Source organism: Pseudarthrobacter sp. NPDC058196 (genome assembly GCF_042882685.1).
In the GTDB taxonomy this organism is placed as follows: domain Bacteria; phylum Actinomycetota; class Actinomycetes; order Actinomycetales; family Micrococcaceae; genus Arthrobacter.
This window is the reverse complement of the sequence record NZ_JBHVVN010000016.1, coordinates 58437-77724: the sequence shown is the minus strand read 5'-3', so window position 1 is coordinate 77724 and position 19288 is coordinate 58437. Positions and strand designations below refer to the sequence as shown.

The following is a 19288-nucleotide window of genomic DNA, read 5'->3' as shown; positions in this document are numbered from 1 at the left end:
CAGACCGCAAATTGGGCGGCTCACCGGCAAAGCTGTTGGGCGGCTGTCCGTTTTGCCGGTGTGTTCATCGGGAACGTGAAAAAGCGCCGATCTCCCGAGGGGAGTCCGGCGCCTTTCGCTTATGGGACAGGTGGTGGTGCGGCTACACCCTGCGGCCGCTGCGGTTGGTGATTGCTCCGTAGACCAGCAGCACGATGATGGAGCCGAGGATCGCCAGCAGCCATGTCCGCAGGTCGAAGAATTCGGCCAGTCCGCCGCCGAAAATCAGCGATCCGATCCAGCCGCCCAGGATGGCCCCCACAACTCCGAGAACCATGGTTACCACCCAGCCGCCGCCTTGGCGGCCCGGAAGGATGGCCTTGGCAATAGCACCGGCGATCAGGCCCAAAATGAGAAATCCGAGAATGCCCATGTTGTCACTCCTTGTCAGTAAGTTGTGCCGGGCCCCCATTTCCGGTTCCTTTATTCAATCAGCAGGCTTATTTGTTGTGCAAGGCCTTGAATATCACAGGATGGCTGTCACTTTGGGCGGAAGAAGCCAACTGGGTCCGCCCGGATGGCGCAGCGTCCGGGGATAGGATTTGGATGATCCGCAACTGACCAAGGAGCCCAGGCATGCCAAGCCAGACCGCCAGGCCGCGTGCCGTCTTCCTCGACATCGACGGTACCTATGCGGACCACGGCCTGGCCCCGGATGCGCACGTGGACGCGGTCCGGACCGCCCGCAGGCTGGGCCACCTGGTCTTCGTCTGCACCGGGCGCCCGCTGTCCATGGTGCCCGGCCACATCCTGGACGCCGGCTTCGACGGGACCATCACGGGGGCCGGTGCAAGGGTGGAAGTCAACGGTGAGGTCCTTCGGGACCAACGCTTTGAGCCGGACCTGGCGGCGCTCATCGTGGACACCCTCGATGCCCACGGGGCCGCCTACATCCTGGAGGCACCCGAGGCCCTGCACGGCCGCACCGGGGTGGACCAGCGGCTGAGGGAGGTCCTGGGCCCCATCTTCGCCGGCCGGCCCCGGCACGACGGAATCCTCAGCACCGACGTGGACCCGCTGGAGGACATCCTGGGGCCGATGCAGTACGGCGACGACCTCCGCAGCACGTCCTATGCCAAGATCTCGGTCTTCGATTCGACGGTCCCTCTGCGGCGGCTGATGGAAAAGCTGGGTCCCGACGTCGGGCTGATCCCGAGTTCACTCTCGTCGCTGGGGGACCGTGCAGGGGAGATCTTCATGGCGGGCACGCACAAAGCTGTGGGCATCCAGGTGGTGGAGTCCCGGCTTGGACTCCACCGGGCCGACATCGTTGCCATTGGTGACAGTGCCAACGATATTGAAATGCTCGAATACGCCGGGGTGGGCATTGCCGTGGAGGGCGGCCACCCGGCCGTCCTTGCCGTGGCCGACAGGACCACCGCCGGACCGGCAGGGGCAGGTGTTGCGTTGGCGTTTGCCGATCTGGGGCTCCTGGGCTGAACCTCAGCGGACCGCAGCTGGGGCAATGACCGCGCCCGCGGACGTTCCAAGCCCGCGCACGGTCCAGCCGTCCGCCTGCCATGCCGCGGCGTCCAGGACGTTCCGCGCATCCAGGACCGCCCGGCGTCTGACCAGCCGGCCGGCGGCCGCAGGGCAAAGCTGCCGGTACTCGTCCCACTCGGTCAACAGCAACACCAACTCGGCGTCCTGGAGTGCCCTCCCGGTGGACACCTCGAACCGGAGCCGGGGGTAGCGGCGCCACGCGTTGTTCACCGCCTTGGGATCCGTCACCGTGACGTGCGCACCGGCGGCGGCCAACCGGTCCGCCACGTCCAGGGCGGGGGAGTCGCGGATGTCATCCGTGTCCGGCTTGAAGGAGGCGCCGAGCACGGTGATGGAACGCCCTGCCAGCAAGCCTCCGCACATAGCCGCTGCCAGGTCCACCGTGCGCGCCCGTTGGCCCAGGTTCACCGAATCAACCAGGCCCATCCAGTCCTCCACCGCGGAGACGCCCATTGCGGCGGCTTGGGTCCGGAAGCTGCGGATGTCCTTGGGAAGGCAGCCGCCACCGAAGCCCAGGCCCGCATGCAGGTAGCGGCCGCCGATCCTCGGGTCCAGCCCCATCGCCTCGCTGAGTTCGCCGACGTCGGCTCCCGCGGCGTCGCACAATTCGGCGACGGCATTGATGAAGCTGACCTTGGTGGCCAGGTAGGCGTTCGCGGCTGACTTGATGAGTTCCGCCGTGGCAAAGTTGCAGACCAGCCGGGGTATTCCGGCGCGGAGCAGCGGTTCGTAGACGGCGTCCAGTGCCGCCGTCACGCCCAGCGGCGCGCCGGTGGCGGGGTGGAAGGCCGCCGCCCGGCCCCCTTCCACGCCGTACACCAACCGGTCCGGCACCAGGGAGTCCTTGACGGCGGTTCCCTGCCGCAGGAACTCGGGGTTCCAGCCCAGCAGCACGTCAGGCCGGATAGCCAGCACTCCGCGGAGCATGTCCACGGTGCCCACGGGCACCGTGGATTTGCCGACGACGACGGCGCCCGCGGCCAGGTGCGGCAGCAAGGCTTCCGTCGCGGAGACCAGGAAGGTGAGGTCAGCGGCGTCGGACGTCTTCTCCTGCGGCGTCCCCACGCACAGGAAGTGCACCTGTGCTGCCTTGGCCTCGGCGGGGTCGGTGGAGAAGCGCAGCCGGCCGGTGGTGTGGCCGTCCCGGAGGAGCTCATCGAGTCCGGGCTCGTGGAACGGCGCTACGCCGCTGGACAGTTGCGCCACCTTGCGGGGATCGACGTCGATGCCCACCACGGTATGGCCCATGGACGCCAGCGTTGCGGCATGGACGGCTCCGAGGTATCCGCAGCCGATCACGGAGATTTTCACAGGTTTGCTCCCTTGCTGTTGACCGGTTCCGTTGCCACCGGGGCATCCGCGATGACGTCGGCGTAGTGCTGCACCAGTTCAGTGCAGAGAGCCGGCCAGGTTCGGTTCTGTACGGAGGCGTGTGCCGCGGCGGCGAACGCGCGGCGCTTGGCGTCGTCGCCCATCAGGTCCTGCACGCGGGCACGCATGGCGGACAGGTCGCCCGGCTCGTACAGCCACCCGGTCCGCGAATTCTCCACCAAATCCAGCGGGCCGCCCCGGCCCGTGGCCACCACCGGCACGCCCGATGCCATGGCCTCCTGGATGGTTTGGCAAAAGGTTTCGAACTCGCCCGGATGCACGAACAAGTCGAACGACGCCACTGCGCGTGCCAACTCGTCACCGCCCAGGAATCCCGTGAAGGATGCGCCGGGGAGTGCGGCTTCCAGGGCGGCCCGCTGCGGGCCGTCACCCACCACCACCAGTTTCGCGTTGGGGATCCCGGCCAGCGCGGCGAGGTCCTCCACCTGCTTTTCCACCGCGAGCCTGCCGACATAGCCGATGATCCGCTGGCCGCCGGGGGCAACCGAAGCCCGCCACCCGTCGTCGCGCTTCTCCGGCGAGAACCTCGCGGTATCCACGCCGCGCCGCCACATCCGCACCCGGGGGATACCCCGTCCGCGCAACTGGTTCAGCGCGAACGTTGACGGCACCAGGGTGCGCGTGGCCAGCAGGTGGATGTTCTCCACGCGGTTCCAGGCCCAGTTTTCCAGGAACGGCACCCCGTACCGGGCGGCGTAACTGGGAACCTCGGTCTGGTAGATGGCAACCGACGGGATGCCGAGCTGATGGGCGGCCTGGGCAGCCCGCCAGCCCAGCACGAACGGTGAGGCAAGGTGCACCACGTCAGGGGCGTACTCGGCAAGGATTCGCTTGACCCGGTACACACCCCCCAGTGCCACCCGCACATTCGTGTATCCCGCCAGCGGAACCGCGGGAAGCCGGTGGACCGCCGCGCCCTTCACCTGTCCCGGCGCCTGTCCGTCATGGGCGGACGGCGCAATGACCAGGACGTCATCGCCCCGGTCCTGGAGGTGGTCCAGGACCCGCAGGATTGAATGGGTGACGCCATTCATCAGCGGCAAAAATGATTCGGCAACGATTGCGATCCTCACCCTTCAACCGTGGGTGCATGCCTTGAAATGGCGGGGGAGAGGGCGTGACCCGCAGGGAAAGGTTGGGTGAACAGCTGCCCCACGAGCAGGAAAAATACTAAGTAGGCTTGGCATTTGATGCTAAGCATGCTTACGTTGTGGGGGTAGTCAGCGCGCCTCAAGCAGCCGGGGCAGGGGCCGGACACCGGGGGGACCCGGTGTCCGGGCTCCGGGCTGGCAAACCCGGTACCAAGACACAACCAAGGAGACGTCATGCTCAACAGGGAAAACCTCGAAAGCCTGCTTGCCAAGGGCGGCAACGTCGTGGGCACCGATGGTGCAAAAATTGGTTCGATCGGCCAGCTGTACGCCGACGACGACACGGGTGAGCCCACCTGGGTCAGCGTCAAGACCGGCCTCTTCGGCACGTCCGAGACCTTCGTGCCGGTCGAAGGGGCCCGCAGCGAGGGCGAGGACCTGGTGGTTCCGTTCACCAAGGAGCACGTCAAGGACGCTCCCAGGGTGGACGCCGACGGCCACCTCACCCCTGAAGAGGAGGACCGGCTGTACACCTACTACGACCGCGGCGCACGGACGTACACGGAAGCCCGCACCGGCATGGGATCCGACCCCGGCGACGTGGACCTGCAGGGCGATGCCGACCTGAACGCCGGCACCCCCACCGCCGGGATCAGCCCCGAACGGGACACCGCCCCCCGGCTCCGGAAGTACGGGCCGAGGGAGTAGCCCTTCCGCAGTGAACGGCGCCGGGAGCCTTGGAGGTTCCCGGCGCCGCACCGTTAAGCGCTGGTGCAACCACGCTGAATGCCGCGGGTGCACCAGCCAGTAGGACGAATATCTTCAGAACTTACGGTTCATCTCTCATTCGCGGCTCCTGTTTCCCGGTTTACGGATCCGGGTCCTTGGCCGGCGCGGGTCACGTCAGGCGGCCGGCACACATCGCACTGCGCCCGGATGGGCGGGATGTTGGTTTAGATACCAATTTTACGGCCGGGTCCCGGAAAAAGCGCCGGACAGGCCACCATTTGATTGTTGACCCAGTGCCGCCGCGGAGCCTGTCGTTCGCGGGCAGGGCGCACCCGGCGTGACACCATGGAACACGATGAAACTGCGTGCTGATCAGACCGGAAACCGTGGCCTCCCCATGCCGTTGTGGCTGCAGGGTGCCCTTGAAACAGCGCAGGCGGCCATCATTTCCGCGCTGGTGGTGATAGCGCCCATCGTCGCCGTCTGGGCCACCGCGGGTTTCCAGAACGGGCAGTTCGAGGTATTGGCCCGCTTGGCCGGCCAGTCCTGGCTCCTGGTCCACGGCGTGCCGCTGGAACTCAGGGGAGCGGGGCCGGCGCCGGCAGCACACGGCGGCTCGGACGTCCTGAACCTGATACCCCTTGGCCTGACCCTGATTCCCTTCCTGCTGGCGTGGCGCGCCGGCCGCCGCCTGGCCCGGGCCTCCTATACCGACCAACTGTGGCAGGCCCTGCTGGGCTCATGGGTAATTTACGCAGCCTTCGGTGCGGCCACCGGTTTCGTGTGCCGCAGCACCGACGTCGTCATCAATCTCTGGTACGCCATGCTGGTTCCGCTCATTCCCTGCGGACTGGGCATGGTGATCGGCGCCCGCCGGGAAGCAGGCTCCTGGAGCAGGCTCATCGGCGTCGACGCAGTGGACTGGATTTCGCGCACCAGCCAGCACTCCCGCTGGGCGGGCTCATACTTCGCCTCTGCGGCGAAGGCCGGCTTCGTGGCCGTGGCCTCCGCGCTGACCCTTGCCGCCGTGCTGCTGGCCATGGACCTGTTCATCCACTGGAACCTCGTGGTGTCCGTCTATGAAGCGCTCGACGCCGGTCCCGTGGGAGGCGCCGCCCTCACCATTGCGCAGCTCGGCTTCCTGCCAAACCTGGTGGTCTTCGCCCTCGCCTGGACCTCAGGTGCGGGTTTCGCCATGGGCGTGGGGTCCCAGGCGGGTCCGCTGGGCACCGCGGTGGGGCCCATGCCATCGGTTCCCGTCCTGGCAGCCATCCCGTCCGGCCCCATGGACTACGCGTTCGTGGCATTGATCGTACCGGTGCTGGCGGGCGTCGTGGCGGGCTGGTGGTTCCTTCGGGAGGGGGAAAACCACTTCGACGAATGGCTCGCCATCAAGGTCCATGCGCGCTGGTTCACCGCCACCGTCTCCACCCTGGTGCTGGGGGCTCTCGCCGGGCTGGCCGCCGGGGTGTTGACGCTGTGCCTGGCCTGGGCAGCCAGGGGGTCCGCGGGGCTCGGCCGCCTGACCGATATCGGGCCCGACCCGCTCTGGACCGGCCTGTGGGTGGCAGCCGAGGTTGGCGTCGGCGTCGTCATTGGCTACGCCGCCGGGCCCTGGCTGGAACGTGAGGACAGCCGCGCCCCGGAACGCGACGCCGAACTCGTCGGTTAGGCGCCGTGCCGGCGCGCGCTAACCCACCTTGGTAGGCAGCACATCCTGGAACTGCGTCACGCACGCAGTAGTCGCCCGGTCCGTCAGTGCCCGGCCCACGCACCCCTGGTAGTCGCGCACCTGGTTGAAGAAGACCATGGCAGTGACGAGCAGCGGCACCATGACGAGGGCCACCACCAAACCCGAGATGGTGCCGACCAGAACCAGTTTGGATTCCTTCAACCGGATGGCCCTGACCAGCAGGAATATCCCCAGGACCATGCCGGCCGCCGTGAGGGCCGTTGAAAGCCACAGGTAGTTGACGTCCAACTGGTAGACGAACAGCGCGCCGAGGACCGAGACCAGGAACATCCGGAACAGGGCAGCGGTCTTGGCGCGGGAGGCCTTTGCTGCCTCGCTGAGCGGGGGTTTGGCCTGTTGCTGGACGCCCCGGCCCGGTTGGCTGTTCATGTTTTCCAGCGTACGCGAGCGTGCACCTAAGCTGGACCAATGCGTATCGTCGTCCTCGTCTCCGGCACCGGGTCCAATCTCCAAGCAGTCATCGACGCCGTCAAAGCGGGGGAACTCGACGTGGAAATCGCTGCGGTGGGGGCCGACAGGGAGGGGACCTTCGGCGTCGAACGCTCCGCCGCGGCAGGCATCCCCACATTCGTGGTGGACTTCAAGGCCTACCAGGACCGCACAGACTGGAACGCCGCCCTGACCGACGCCGTGGCAGCCTTCAAGCCAGAGGTGGTGGTGTCCTCGGGCTTCATGCGGATCGTCAGCCCGGAGTTCATCGACGCCTTCAACGGGAAGTACCTGAACACCCACCCCGCCCTCCTTCCGGCGTTTCCCGGGGCCCACGGCGTACGGGATGCCATGGCCTACGGCGTGAAGGTGACCGGCTGCACGGTGCACTGGGCCGACGCCGGCGTTGACACCGGGCCCATCATTGCCCAGGAGGCCGTGACTATCGAGGACTCGGACACCGAAGAGACCCTGCACGAGCGCATCAAAGTGGTGGAGCGCCGGCTGCTGGTGTCCACCCTGGCCGCCCTCGCCGCAGACCCCTCGCCACCCAACTGACTCGCAGTTGTTGTCGTTCTGAGCTCGGAAAACGACAACAACTGCCGGCCAGATGTCCCGGGCGCTTCCAGCCTGTGGATAACTCCAACCGGGGAGTCTAAATTTGCAACGATGTTGCCGTGAAGACTCCCAGTCCGCTCCCGGGCCCTCTCCTGAATCGGCCGTTTACCTTCCAGGAAGCGGTCGACGCCGGCATAAGCCTCAGGAGACTGCGTCACCATGGGCTGCCCGCCCCCAGCCGCGGCATTAGGATTCCGGGCGCCACGGTCCCAGCTGGTCCGGAGGCCGTACCCAGGCCGGAGTTTGTCCGCCCGTTTACGACGATTACGGCGTTCTCCGCCGCGTCGCACGCCACCGCTTTCACGTTCTGGCAATTTCCGGGATATTTGCCCGGGGACAATGATGCCCGCATCCACATTTCCCGCCCCGACACGATGGCGATACCGCGCCGCAGGGGAGTCGTAGGGCATGTGGGACAGTTCTTTGACGACGAGATTGTCTGCGTGGAGGGATTGTTGGTGACGAGTAGGCCCCGTACCTGGCTGGACAACGCCAGAAAGATGAGCGTTGACGAACTAACGGTCGTGGCGGATCACCTTGTCAGGATTCCAAGAGTCGCATTTGAGTCCCGATCAGAGCCGTACTGCAGCCTTGAGGACCTGGCCCAGATGCTGGACCGGCACAAAGGCACCCCAGGCATAAGGAAGGCCCGCCTGGCGCTGGATCAAGCACGCGTGGGCTCCGACTCTGCGCCGGAAACGCGCTTGAGGCTGGCCCTGACGAATGCAGGTCTGCCCGAAGCGAGGTTAAACCTGCCCACGCAACTGTGCGACGGCGTCGTGCGTCAGCCGGACATGAGCTACCCGGAGCACCGGGTTGCGGTGGAATACGACGGCGAAGCGCATTCCGCAGCTGGCCAAGTGGTTAAAGATATTGCCCGGGAGGAAGACTTCAACCGTGCCGGCTGGCTACTCGTCAGGATTTCAAAACGACACATGGACAACAACGACGCCAGGCATGCGGTCTCGAAGGTAAGGGCTGCGCTGCTAAGCAGGGGCTGGTCACCATGAGAAGTGCCCGTGGAGCCGCCGGCGGTCCCCCAGTGCGCGAGATTACAGCCAAAGAGGCATGTGGCGTCGAAGCTGCCGGAGCTTTCGAACGGTACGGACTCTCTTGACGGCGACACGCCATGAATCCACATCTCCCGGCGGATGCTTCATGGGGGAAGCAGAGGGCAGCCCGGCAGCTTTTCGTGCCCGCCGTTGCCCCACGAGCAGCCAGAGGCCAGTAGATATTGTCGTCAGGACGTAAATCCAGTTGTGAACCGCATTTGGACTGATTTGAAGAAGCCTCAGCACTTCATCGTTGTAGGCCACGAGTGCGACGATCGCCAGGATAGTCACCGCCGATTCCGCATGTGACAGGAATCTGACCCGTGCCTCCGCGGTTTCCAAAAGGTCGTTAGTGTGAAGCCTAAGCGCCATATGTAATGCGGCAACAGCCTCCGACTGTTTCGTTCGTGCCTTTTCTTCGGCCTCCCGCGCGGCAGTGCACCTCTGTTCAACTACTTTCATTTTGGCTTTTTGGAGGTCGATCGAAGCTGTCTTGGCAGCAAGTTCTTCCTGCCTGCGCTCTTGCGCAAAGGCATTGCGCGCATCCCTCTTCCGCCGCCACCGATCGAGATCCAGAACGTTAGCGATCGCTTCCGCCGCGGCTGTCGGAGTGGTGAAGGACAGCATGGCAGCCCGATCGGCCAATGAAATGTTGGCGTCATGCCCTACGGCCGTTGCAACAGGGACCGGCGACGTATGGATTGCCAAAGCCAAGTCCGCTCGTTGGTAGCCGCGGAGCCTGCTCCAATGCCCGCCACCTTGAACCAAAAGGACAAGGTCCAGATCCAGACGCTTTGCCTCTTGAAGATGAGCGCGGAACGCATCAATGTTCGAACCGGCGGTCCAGGAATGGGATCGGTAAATGACCTCATGGGCGGACCCTGCGCTCTGAGAAAGCCGTCGTCTCAGATCGCCAATTCCTTGCGCCTTGGCAGGGCCCAGAACCATGAATCGTTCTGGCTTGAAACCGACGTCTTGAAATGCATTCTTGGGATTGTCGTGCACAAAATCATTGCTTAGGCGGCGGCTATCGAGACCTGCCCTGCGAAGCGAAGCGATTGCCCTTTTATGCTCAATATAGAGCTCGCCGCGGCGGGCGAATCCAGGTTCGATGTTGCTAACCCGCACTCCGACCGAACCGTCGGCGCTAAACCACAGCGTACCTCTAATAGTGAGGACCATTCCTTCCAACATTGCTTGTTCCAATGAAGAACCGCTCCGCCTTAGCCTCGTATCCAACTTCTGTGCTGCATCCTCCCAAACGACGCATGGCAGGTACTCCACCCCTTCGGGAGAGACGGATGCGAGGTCAAAATTCCACTTGTTTTCAGACGTGCGTGGAGCTACGCATTCACCCTGCACCGCCAGGTCAGCCCTGCGGATCCGATTACTTACCCAGCCACGGACTTCGCTGACGGAACCTTCAGTTGACCTCGGTGCCGGCGTCTGACGCGGATTCATATGGCTTCCCCCTTTGGCGTGGCCGGGCTTGGTCCCGGCGTGCGTGTGGGAGTTTAGCGACAGCCTCGGACACCGGGCGAGTCAAACATCCAAGCTGTCAGCAAACTGACTCGCAGTTGTTGTCGTTTTGACGGGCGAAAACGACAACAACTGCGAGTTAGTTGGGAAGGAAGGGGAACGCGGTTCACCCTACTGGAGCCGGCGCTGCCGGGTTTCCGGGGAGAAGAAGGCCATCCACAGCACCGACACCACCACCAGGGCACCCGCCAGCGCAAAGGACGTGGCAAGGCCCAGTTCCGGCCAGAAGTAGTTGGCGAAGATCAGCGGCCCAAAGCCGGCGCCCAGGCGGGAGAACGTTGATGCCCAGCCAAAGCCACTGCCCCGCAGTTCCGTGGGGTAGAGCTCCGAAACGTAGGCATACAGCACCGGGATGGCCACCTGGACCACGAACCCGAACACCAGCAACCAGAACACCGCGGCCGTGGGAATGTCCACCACGAACGCCACGATCACCAGGGTCAGGGCGGACAGCGGCCCGGTGACGGCAAGGATCCACTTGCGTCCCACACGTTCCACGAGCAGGGCAGCCACCACAACGCCAAGGAAGCCGACGGCGGCCATGGACGCCGTGGTGACGAACGCCTTGTACTCCGCGAACCCGGCTCCGATCAGGATCCTGGGCATCCAGGTCAAGGACAGGTAGTAGACCAGGAGAATGCTGAAGAACAGGGCCCACGCGGCGGTGGTGACCTTCCAGTTGAACTGCCAGACGGACCTCAGTTGCGTCCAGGCGCTGCCGGCCGAAAGCCTTGGCGCGTCCTTGGCATCAGGCAGGCTGTAGGCCCGGGGTTCGGCGCCTGTGGCCACCACCAGCCCGTCAATGATCCTGGCCGCTTCTTCCCGCCTGCCCTTGCGGATCAGGAACAAGGGGGACTCGGGGACGCTCCGCCGGACCCAGAACACCAGGAGGGCGGGCAGTACCATCACCAGCATGGTCAGGCGCCAGTCACCGTTCAGGGCCACCAGTCCCGCCGAGACGAACCCGGCCAGGGCGGCGCCGATGGGCCACCAGCCGTCCATGGCCGTCAGGACTTTGCCGCGCTGCTTCCGAGGCGTGAACTCACCTACCAGGGCGTAGTCCACCGGAATGCAGCCGCCCAGTCCGAAGCCTGCCAGGAACCTGAAGATGCAGAACCACATGAAGTCGGGTGAGAAGGCACCCAGTACGGTGAAGATGGAGAACAGGAGCAGCGTGGCCGTGAACGCCTTCTTGCGGCCCACGGTGTCCGCGATGGTGCCCCAGGCGAACGCCCCGAGGGCCATACCGATCAGGTTGGCCGTACCCACCCATGCGGCCTCGCCCGGGGTCAGCGCCCAGTGCGTGGACAACAGCGGGATGAGGATGCCGTTAAGGGTCACATCCCAGGCGTCGAACATGAATCCGAGGCCCCCGATCAGGAAGATCCTGCCCTGGACTTTCCATCGCCAGGGCAGTTCCTGGACCACCTGTTCGCCGCTGGGCACAGTGGTGTAAGTATTCATCGCCGCCTCCTGCTGAAGACTCTATCCGGGGCTGCGGACGTTCACACTCCGGCGCACACAGGGGGTAACCGTTGCCTTCGCGATAAACTGGCCATATCCCCACCAACCGCGGCCCTGTTCCGCGAGATAAGACGGAGACATTTGTGAGCTTCACGCAGCATGAGCGCGTATCCATTGACCGTGTACCCATCCGCCGGGCCCTGATCTCGGTTTACGACAAGACCGGTCTGGAGGAGCTCGCCACGGGCCTGCACGCGGCCGGCGTGAAGCTCGTCTCCACCGGTTCCACGGCCAAGAAGATCGCCGCCGCGGGCATCCCCGTCCAGGAGGTGGAGGAAGTCACCGGCTCCCCGGAAATGTTGGACGGCCGCGTCAAGACGCTCCACCCGCGCGTCCACGGCGGCATCCTGGCCGACCGCCGGGTCCCGGCCCACATGGAAACCCTCGCCAGCATGGACATCGAGGCCTTCGACCTGGTGGTGGTGAACCTCTACCCGTTCGTGGAGACGGTAAAGTCCGGCGCCGCACAGGACGACGTCGTTGAGCAGATCGATATCGGCGGCCCGGCGATGGTGCGCTCGGCCGCGAAGAACCACGCCGCCGTCGCCATTGTGGTGGACCCGACCTTCTACGGCCAGGTGGTGGCGGCCGCTGCCGCCGGCGGCTTCGACCTGAAGACCCGCCGCCGCCTCGCCGCCAAGGCGTTCGCCCATACCGCCGCGTATGACAACGCAGTAGCCACCTGGACCGCCGGCCAGTTCCTGGATGAAGACGGCGACGGCGTCATCGACTGGCCCGCGTACGCCGGCCTGTCCTTGGAACGCTCCGAGGTCCTGCGCTACGGCGAGAACCCGCACCAGCAGGCGGCACTCTACGTGGACAAGGCTGCGCCGGTGGGCATCGCCCAGGCGGACCAGCTGCACGGCAAGGCCATGAGCTACAACAACTTCGTTGACGCCGACGCCGCCCTGCGCGCCGCCTACGACTTCAGCGAGCCCGCCGTCGCCATCATCAAGCATGCCAACCCGTGCGGTGTTGCCGTTGGTTCCGCGGACGCCGCCGACCCCATCGCCGACGCGCACGCCAAGGCCCACGCCTGCGACCCCGTCTCCGCGTTCGGCGGCGTCATCGCGGCCAACCGCACCGTGACCGCGGCCATGGCCAACACGGTCAAGGACATCTTCACCGAGGTCGTGATCGCCCCCGGCTTCGAACCCGAGGCCGTGGAGATCCTGTCCAAGAAGAAGAACATCCGCCTGCTTGCCCTCCCCGAAGGCTACGGCCGGTATCCTACGGAATTCCGCCAGGTTTCCGGCGGCATGCTGGTCCAGGTCAGCGACAAGGTGGACGCCGACGGCGACAACCCCGCCAACTGGACCCTCGCCGCCGGTGAGGCCGCGGATGAGAAGACCCTTGCGGACCTCGCCTTCGCCTGGACCGCGTGCCGGGCCGCGAAGTCCAACGCCATCCTGATTGCCGACAACGGCGCGGCCGTGGGCATCGGCATGGGCCAGGTCAACCGGCTCGATTCGTGCCGCCTCGCCGTGGAGCGGGCGAACACCCTGGGCGTGGAGGTTGAGTCCGACGTCGACGGCGCCGGCGGTGCCTCGAATACGGACGCGAGCGGCGCACCTGAGCGGGCCCGCGGCGCCGTCGCGGCCTCGGACGCGTTCTTCCCGTTCGCCGACGGCCTGCAGATCCTGATCGACGCCGGTGTCCGCGCCGTGGTCCAGCCCGGTGGCTCCGTCCGCGACGAGGAAGTCATCGCGGCAGCGAACGCGGCCGGCGTCACCATGTACTTCACCGGCGCCCGGCACTTCTTCCACTGATCGGCGGCATCGATTGCTCCCCACCGGTTCGACAAATACGGAGCAATCGATGGTGGATTGAACCAACAACGGCGCCCGTCCCCTGAAAAGGGGACGGGCGCCGTCGTCTGTTAAGCGGCTTAGTCCTGGGCCGCCGGGCCGGGCCCGGGTTCCGGAAGCGTCAGCTCGCGGGGCCGGGCTTCAGCCATCCGCTCTTCGGTCCAGTAGTCGAGGACTTCCTCGCTGGACTGGTCAAGGTCGGCGTGGCTGACAGGGTCCTGGTCCGGCGCCGGTTCGTTAGGATTTCGCTGCATCGGTGTACGTTGCCTCGATAACCGAGCCCCAGTACGGGCCGTACATGACGGCGGAGCGGTTGTAGCCGTAGCTGTTGATCGAGTTCTGCAGCCCGTCGGAGCCCGTAGTGGAGTTCGTCTGGATGAACCAAGGTCCGCCGGAGGAACCGCCCGTCATGTCGCAGGGAATACCCTGGGTGCCGAACTGTGGATTGTTGGGATCATTCGTGGCCTTGCCGGTGCAACTCCACAGGGATGTGCCGTCGAACGGTGCAGCCTGCGGGTAGCCGAAGGCCTTGTAAGTCAGCCCATAAGCTTGGTTGAAGGCAGTGCCCGAGCCGCCAACGACGTCCGTCAGGTTCTGCCCGCCCAAGGGGTTCACGACGGCGAAGGCGGTGTCGTAGGTCATGTCTCCGTTGGACACCCACTGGGTGGGGGCGTACAGGGCCTTGGCGGACCACTTGCCGTAGGGTGCCGCGCCGTTGTCGTATGCGGGTACGAAGACGAAGTTGGTGGCGTAGGCGCCACTTTCGTTAACGCAGTGTCCGGCCGTTGCCACAGTGCTGCCGTTCGCGGAGGAGACGGCGTTTCCCGAGCACACGTAGTTGGTTGTGCCCATGGTGAAGAAGACCTTGCCGATGTGCGAGACGGGGGTCTCACTCTTGGCGATGGTGGGCTTTCCCTTGGTCCCCTGGGTGGTGGCCGGCTTGCCCTTCTCCACCACGGCGAGGCTGGAGCGGTTGCCGCGCTCGAGCGCCTTGCCCGCCAGCGTGTCACCCGGAAGGGCGCTCTGCATCCGTTCGGGGGTCCAGTAGTCGGCCGCGCCGCCGGCATCGACAGAGATGCTGGCAACCGAGGGATGTGCCTTCCCGTCGGACGGGGCCGGGGTGGCGGAAGCCCCGCCGGCTGAGGTGATGGCCAGCACGGCGGCCGCGGAGAAGGTCAGGAGGCCGGATGCCAGGGACCTGGTACGTGTCATTGTTGTCCTGTCTGAACGGGGTTGGGCCCGGGATCGGGAGTGACTTAGCGAACTTATCGCCGCGCGCCGCGTTTGTACACACTCGTGACCAATCATCCGGCGGCACGAGCCGGGCGGGCGCCCGGTACCTGCCCCCCGGTAGCGACGCCGGCCGGGGCACCCGGGTGGGTGCCGTCGTCGGGCGTTCTCTATCGCTGTAATGCTGCTCCCACCGGGGTAATCCGGGAGGCCCGTTAAGGTTCAAACCGGCGTCCTCGGGTAAGTTGTACTTGGTGAAATAGACAAAGATTTCACGACCAAGCCGACCTTCAGGGAGACGCCCGCGCATGTCCAAGATTATCTACACCCACACCGACGAAGCGCCGATGCTGGCTACCTATTCGTTCCTGCCCATCATCGAGGCCTTCGCTTCGACTGCAGGTGTGGAGGTGGAGACCCGCGACATCTCGCTCGCCGGCCGCATCATTGCCGTGTTCGGTGACTACCTCACCCCGGAGCAGCAGATCGGTGACGCCCTTGCTGAACTCGGTGAGCTGGCGAAGACGCCGGAAGCCAACATCATCAAGCTGCCCAACATCAGCGCCTCCATCCCGCAGCTGAAGGCGGCCATCGCCGAACTGCAGGGCCAGGGCTATGCCCTGCCGGATTACCCCGACAACCCCACGTCGGACGAAGAGACCGCCGTGCGCTCGCGCTACGACAAGATCAAGGGCTCCGCAGTGAACCCGGTCCTGCGCGAAGGCAACTCGGACCGCCGTGCACCGCTGTCCGTGAAGAACTACGCCCGGCAGAACCCGCACTCCATGGGCGCCTGGACCTCGGACTCCAAGACCAACGTGGCCACCATGGGCCAGGACGACTTCCGCTCCAACGAGAAGTCCGTGGTCATCGACGCCGACGGCACCATCGCCATCCAGCTGGTCCGCGAGGACGGCTCGGTCAAGGTCCTGAAGAAGGCCTTCCCCGTCCTGGCCGGCGAGGTCATCGACGGCACCGTGATGCGCGCCGCAGCCCTTGACGAGTTCCTGAAGGCCCAGGTGGCCCGTGCCAAGGAAGAGGGAGTGCTGTTCTCCGCGCACCTGAAGGCCACCATGATGAAGGTTTCGGACCCGATCATCTTCGGCCACGTGGTGAAGGCATACTTCTCCGAACTCTTCGAGACCTACGGCAAGCAGCTCAGCGCCGCCGGCATCAGCCCCAACAACGGCCTGGCCGCCATCCTGAGCAGCCTTGAGGACCTGCCGGCGGACGTCCGCGACGGCGTCCAGAACCTGATCAAGAAGGGCCTGGAAGACGGCCCCGCGCTGGCCATGGTGGACTCCGACAAGGGCATCACCAGCCTCAACGTGCCCTCCGACATCATCGTCGACGCCTCGATGCCGGCCATGATCCGTACCTCCGGCCACATGTGGGGCCCGGACGGCAAGGAAGGCGACACCCTGGCGGTCCTGCCGGACAGCTCCTACGCGGGCATCTACCAGGTGGTCATCGATGACTGCCGCGCCAACGGCGCCTACGACCCCACCACCATGGGCACCGTCCCGAACGTGGGCCTGATGGCCCAGGCAGCCGAAGAATACGGCAGCCACGACAAGACGTTCGAAATCCAGGAAGCCGGCAAGGTGCAGATCGTTGACGGCAACGGCAACGTCCTGGTCGAACACGACGTCGTCCCCGGTGATATCTGGCGCGCCTGCCAGACCAAGGACGCCCCCATCCGCGACTGGGTCAAGCTGGCCGTCACCCGCGCCCGCGCCTCGCAGACCCCCGCCGTGTTCTGGCTGGATGAGGAGCGCGCCCACGACGCCAACCTCATCGCCAAGGTCAACGAATACCTGAAGGACCACGACACCGAGGGCCTGGACCTCCAGATCATGTCCCCGGTCAACGCCACCGCCTTCACCCTGGAGCGGATCCGCAAGGGTGAGGACACCATCTCCGTCACCGGCAACGTGCTCCGCGACTACCTCACGGACCTGTTCCCCATCCTCGAACTGGGCACCAGCGCCAAGATGCTCTCGGTTGTGCCGCTGATGAACGGCGGCGGACTCTTCGAGACCGGCGCCGGCGGTTCCGCCCCCAAGCACGTCCAGCAACTGCTCAAGGAAAACCACCTGCGCTGGGACAGCCTGGGCGAATTCCTGGCACTGGCCGTGAGCTTCGAGCACCTGGCCACCACCACGGGCAACGCCCGCGCACAGGTCCTGGCCGACACCCTGGACCGCGCCACCGGCACGTTCCTGCTGGAGAACAAGTCGCCCAGCCGCCGCGCCGGCGAGCTGGACAACCGCGGCAGCCACTACTTCCTGGCCCGTTACTGGGCTGAGGAGCTGGCCAAGCAGACGTCCGACGCCGACCTTGCCGCCGCATTCAGCTCGGTCGCCGGTGAGCTGTCCTCCAAGGAAGAAACGATCGTTGGCGAGCTGGCTGAGGTCCAAGGTTCACCCGTGGACATCGGAGGCTACTACCGCCCGGAGGACGCCAAGGCGTCCGCCGTGATGCGTCCGTCCGCCACCCTTAACCAGGTCATCGCCAGCCTGGCCTAGCCCGGCCGCTGCAACGGCAGCCACACAAGAGGCGGTGTTCCGGATGATTCCGGAACACCGCCTCTTCTGCATTCCAGCGTCATGGCGTGGGTTAGTTCTTGCCCTTGCCCTTGTCGCCGCCGCTGTTCTTTGCCCCGCCGCTGCCGGAATTACCTTGGGCAGGCGCGGGCTGGGGTACGGGTGCATCCGCCGTGGGGGAGGCGCTCTGGGCCGCTTGCTGCGCCGCCGTCCGCGCGTCCTCGGCGGCCTTCGCGGCAGCTTGCTGGGCGGCAACGGCATCGTTGAGGTCTGCCCTGACGGCGCTGGCGACGGTGGTGATGCTGCGGCTCCGTTCCTCCGAAACCTGGCCCTTCGCCGCGGCGGCCGAGAGGTCGGATTCAAGCCCGTCCAGCGCCTTCAGGGCCGTGGCAGGATCCTCCTGCGAGGCCGCCTGGGTAACTTCCAGTACCCGGGCCTGGAATTGTGTGGCGGCTTCCCGTTGCAGGCCTGTCCCGGGGGAGGCACACGCACCCAAGAGCCCGGCGGCCAGCACCGCCGCCGAGCCGGCCACAGCCAACCGCAGCACGGTGGTCACCCGCAACGTCACGGCGCTACGCTCTTCTGGAGTTCCTTGAGATGGTCGCCCAGGGTGCCCGTCACGGTGGGATAAGGGACGACGTCGGCGGGCCGGGCGGACACGCTGATCATCACCGCGGCGGCGGCCGCGGCAACCACCAGGATGCCCAGGATCACGGCCAGCCAGATTCGGTTGCTCCTGAGGAACCGGCCCACCGAAGAGGGGCTTTTCTCCGCCGGGCGTCGCGGGATCCCCGGGGCCGACGCTTCGCGAGCGGTTGCTCCGCCGGGATCCGCCGCTTGGCGCAGCTCATCCACCGATTCTTGGGCAGTGATGGATGGCGGGTGAAACGGCATGGCGGGCAGCACCCGGGTGGTCTCCGCTGCCAGTTCCCCCGGGGTGGAAGCGGGCGAGACCAGGGCCTGGCGCAGCGAGGTCTCGATGTCGGCGGCCGTTGGCCGTTCAAGGGGCTCAATCGACGTCATGGAGCGGATGAGCTCAGCCCATTCGGAGGGGACGTCGTCGGGAATTTCCGGAGCGCGGTGCAGCCGCGCAACAGCGGATTCCACCGCACTGCCGGGGTACTCAACGGTCCCCTTGATGCACTCGAGCAGCACCAGCCCCAGCGAATAGATGTCGGTTGCGGGGGAAAGGGGCTTGCCGAGCGCCTGCTCGGGGCTGAGGTAGGCGGCGGTGCCCACCATGGTCCCGGTGGCGGTGAGCCTGGTAGAGTCCACGATCCTGGCGATGCCGAAGTCCGTAAGCTTGGGACGCAAGGGCTCGCCGGGACGGATCTGGACCAGCAGGATGTTGCCGGGTTTGATGTCGCGGTGGATGATGCCCAGGCCGTGCACGTAGGCCAAGGCATCGGCGATGCCTGCACCGATGACGGACAGTTCTTCCAGAGGCACCCGGCTGTGCCGGATGCGGCCGCGGAGGTCCTGTCCCTCGACGAGCTCCATGGTCAGGAAGGGCCTGGGTTCGTCTGGAACCCGGTCATCAATCCCAGCGTCGAAGAGCGTGACCAGGCCAGGGTGGTTGAGCGTGGCAAGGAGCTGGATCTCGGCTTCCTGGCGCTTGAGCTCATCCGCGTCCGGGGCCTGCGGGGCAAAGAGTTTCAAGGCGACGTCGCGGCCGAGGTTTTCGTCGCGGGCGCAGTACACCGATGACATTCCGCCGCGGCCTATTACCTCACTCAAACGGTAACGTCCGCCGACCACTTCATTCTTGATGGAGCTAGGCGATTCCGCCACCATGACCGTTCCTCCCGGTGCGCTGCGGCACTGTCGTACCCCAAATTATACGAGGGGCGCAGTGAAACCACAGATTGGCTGGCTTTGGCTGTGCGGCATGCCAACGGTCCGGCGGCTGGTTGAAGCATCACCGCCGGACCATTGGCTACAAGGACATGTGTGCTGATGACATGTTTTGTGTTGTGCTCATGCTGTTCCGGGTGGGTGTCCTCCTCTCGCCGCCCCGCACGGGGCAGCCCCTTCA

General features: G+C 65.7%; 17 protein-coding genes. 7 read left to right on the top strand and 10 right to left on the bottom strand.

Annotation, left to right across the window (positions count from 1 at the left end):
* Positions 1 to 142: 142 nt before the first annotated feature.
* On the bottom strand, positions 143 to 412 hold the full coding sequence (locus tag ACFVVC_RS19995) for a GlsB/YeaQ/YmgE family stress response membrane protein (protein WP_285244753.1): 270 nt from the start codon (positions 410 to 412) through the stop codon (positions 143 to 145).
* A 203-nt stretch (positions 413 to 615) separates the two neighbouring features.
* On the opposite strand from ACFVVC_RS19995, the gene ACFVVC_RS19990 reads away from it, so the two are divergent.
* Positions 616 to 1479: an HAD hydrolase family protein gene (locus ACFVVC_RS19990; protein WP_387457349.1), complete on the top strand. Its 864-nt coding sequence runs from the start codon at positions 616 to 618 to the stop codon at positions 1477 to 1479.
* Between the two features lie 3 nt (positions 1480 to 1482).
* On the opposite strand, the gene ACFVVC_RS19985 is transcribed toward ACFVVC_RS19990, so the two are convergent.
* Together ACFVVC_RS19985 and ACFVVC_RS19980 are read right to left on the bottom strand one after the other, a co-directional pair.
* Positions 1483 to 2853: a UDP-glucose dehydrogenase family protein gene (locus tag ACFVVC_RS19985; protein ID WP_387457346.1), complete on the bottom strand. Its 1371-nt coding sequence runs from the start codon at positions 2851 to 2853 to the stop codon at positions 1483 to 1485.
* Positions 2850 to 4007, bottom strand: coding sequence for a glycosyltransferase family 4 protein (locus ACFVVC_RS19980; RefSeq protein ID WP_387457343.1), 1158 nt, complete (start codon positions 4005 to 4007; stop codon positions 2850 to 2852). The genes ACFVVC_RS19985 and ACFVVC_RS19980 overlap by 4 nt, the downstream gene beginning before the upstream one ends.
* Positions 4008 to 4259: 252 nt before the next feature.
* Between ACFVVC_RS19980 and ACFVVC_RS19975 the strand changes: the two genes are divergently transcribed.
* Both ACFVVC_RS19975 and ACFVVC_RS19970 read left to right on the top strand, forming a co-directional pair.
* Positions 4260 to 4733 (top strand): PRC-barrel domain-containing protein, encoded by a 474-nt coding sequence (locus tag ACFVVC_RS19975; RefSeq protein WP_387457340.1) that lies wholly within the window; start codon positions 4260 to 4262, stop codon positions 4731 to 4733.
* 376 nt (positions 4734 to 5109) lie between these two features.
* On the top strand, positions 5110 to 6426 hold the full coding sequence (locus tag ACFVVC_RS19970; protein ID WP_387457337.1) for a DUF6350 family protein: 1317 nt from the start codon (positions 5110 to 5112) through the stop codon (positions 6424 to 6426).
* Between the two features lie 18 nt (positions 6427 to 6444).
* On the opposite strand, the gene ACFVVC_RS19965 is transcribed toward ACFVVC_RS19970, so the two are convergent.
* Entirely contained in the window at positions 6445 to 6876 is a 432-nt protein-coding gene (locus ACFVVC_RS19965; RefSeq protein ID WP_387457334.1) for a hypothetical protein, read from the bottom strand.
* A gap of 39 nt (positions 6877 to 6915) precedes the next feature.
* On the opposite strand from ACFVVC_RS19965, the gene purN reads away from it, so the two are divergent.
* Both purN and ACFVVC_RS19955 read left to right on the top strand, forming a co-directional pair.
* Positions 6916 to 7494: a phosphoribosylglycinamide formyltransferase gene (gene purN, locus ACFVVC_RS19960; protein WP_387457331.1), complete on the top strand. Its 579-nt coding sequence runs from the start codon at positions 6916 to 6918 to the stop codon at positions 7492 to 7494.
* A gap of 119 nt (positions 7495 to 7613) precedes the next feature.
* Complete coding sequence (locus tag ACFVVC_RS19955; protein ID WP_387457328.1) at positions 7614 to 8564, top strand: endonuclease domain-containing protein; 951 nt, start codon at positions 7614 to 7616, stop codon at positions 8562 to 8564.
* 42 nt (positions 8565 to 8606) lie between these two features.
* Here the strand turns inward: ACFVVC_RS19955 and ACFVVC_RS19950 are convergent, their stop codons facing one another.
* Positions 8607 to 9788 carry an exodeoxyribonuclease VII large subunit gene (locus ACFVVC_RS19950; protein WP_387457325.1) on the bottom strand — a complete coding sequence of 394 codons (1182 nt, stop codon included), beginning with the start codon at positions 9786 to 9788 and terminating at the stop codon, positions 8607 to 8609.
* A gap of 468 nt (positions 9789 to 10256) precedes the next feature.
* The gene (locus ACFVVC_RS19945) at positions 10257 to 11609 is read right to left on the bottom strand and encodes an MFS transporter (protein ID WP_387457322.1); all 1353 of its coding nucleotides are present in this window, start codon (positions 11607 to 11609) and stop codon (positions 10257 to 10259) included.
* Between the two features lie 143 nt (positions 11610 to 11752).
* Between ACFVVC_RS19945 and purH the strand changes: the two genes are divergently transcribed.
* Entirely contained in the window at positions 11753 to 13438 is a 1686-nt protein-coding gene (gene purH, locus ACFVVC_RS19940; RefSeq protein WP_387457319.1) for a bifunctional phosphoribosylaminoimidazolecarboxamide formyltransferase/IMP cyclohydrolase, read from the top strand.
* Positions 13439 to 13557: 119 nt separating this feature from the next.
* Here the strand turns inward: purH and ACFVVC_RS19935 are convergent, their stop codons facing one another.
* Together ACFVVC_RS19935 and ACFVVC_RS19930 are read right to left on the bottom strand one after the other, a co-directional pair.
* The gene (locus ACFVVC_RS19935; RefSeq protein ID WP_387457316.1) at positions 13558 to 13731 is read right to left on the bottom strand and encodes a hypothetical protein; all 174 of its coding nucleotides are present in this window, start codon (positions 13729 to 13731) and stop codon (positions 13558 to 13560) included.
* A complete protein-coding gene (locus tag ACFVVC_RS19930; RefSeq protein WP_387457313.1) occupies positions 13715 to 14689 on the bottom strand; it encodes a trypsin-like serine peptidase in 975 nt (324 codons plus the stop codon). Before ACFVVC_RS19930 ends, ACFVVC_RS19935 begins: the two co-directional genes overlap by 17 nt.
* A 326-nt stretch (positions 14690 to 15015) precedes the next feature.
* Between ACFVVC_RS19930 and ACFVVC_RS19925 the strand changes: the two genes are divergently transcribed.
* Positions 15016 to 17235 carry an NADP-dependent isocitrate dehydrogenase gene (locus tag ACFVVC_RS19925; RefSeq protein WP_387457310.1) on the top strand — a complete coding sequence of 740 codons (2220 nt, stop codon included), beginning with the start codon at positions 15016 to 15018 and terminating at the stop codon, positions 17233 to 17235.
* Positions 17236 to 17326: 91 nt separating this feature from the next.
* On the opposite strand, the gene ACFVVC_RS19920 is transcribed toward ACFVVC_RS19925, so the two are convergent.
* Positions 17327 to 17821 (bottom strand): hypothetical protein, encoded by a 495-nt coding sequence (locus tag ACFVVC_RS19920; protein WP_387457307.1) that lies wholly within the window; start codon positions 17819 to 17821, stop codon positions 17327 to 17329.
* Complete coding sequence (locus tag ACFVVC_RS19915) at positions 17818 to 19047, bottom strand: serine/threonine-protein kinase (protein ID WP_387457304.1); 1230 nt, start codon at positions 19045 to 19047, stop codon at positions 17818 to 17820. The genes ACFVVC_RS19920 and ACFVVC_RS19915 overlap by 4 nt, the downstream gene beginning before the upstream one ends.
* Positions 19048 to 19288 lie beyond the last annotated feature (241 nt).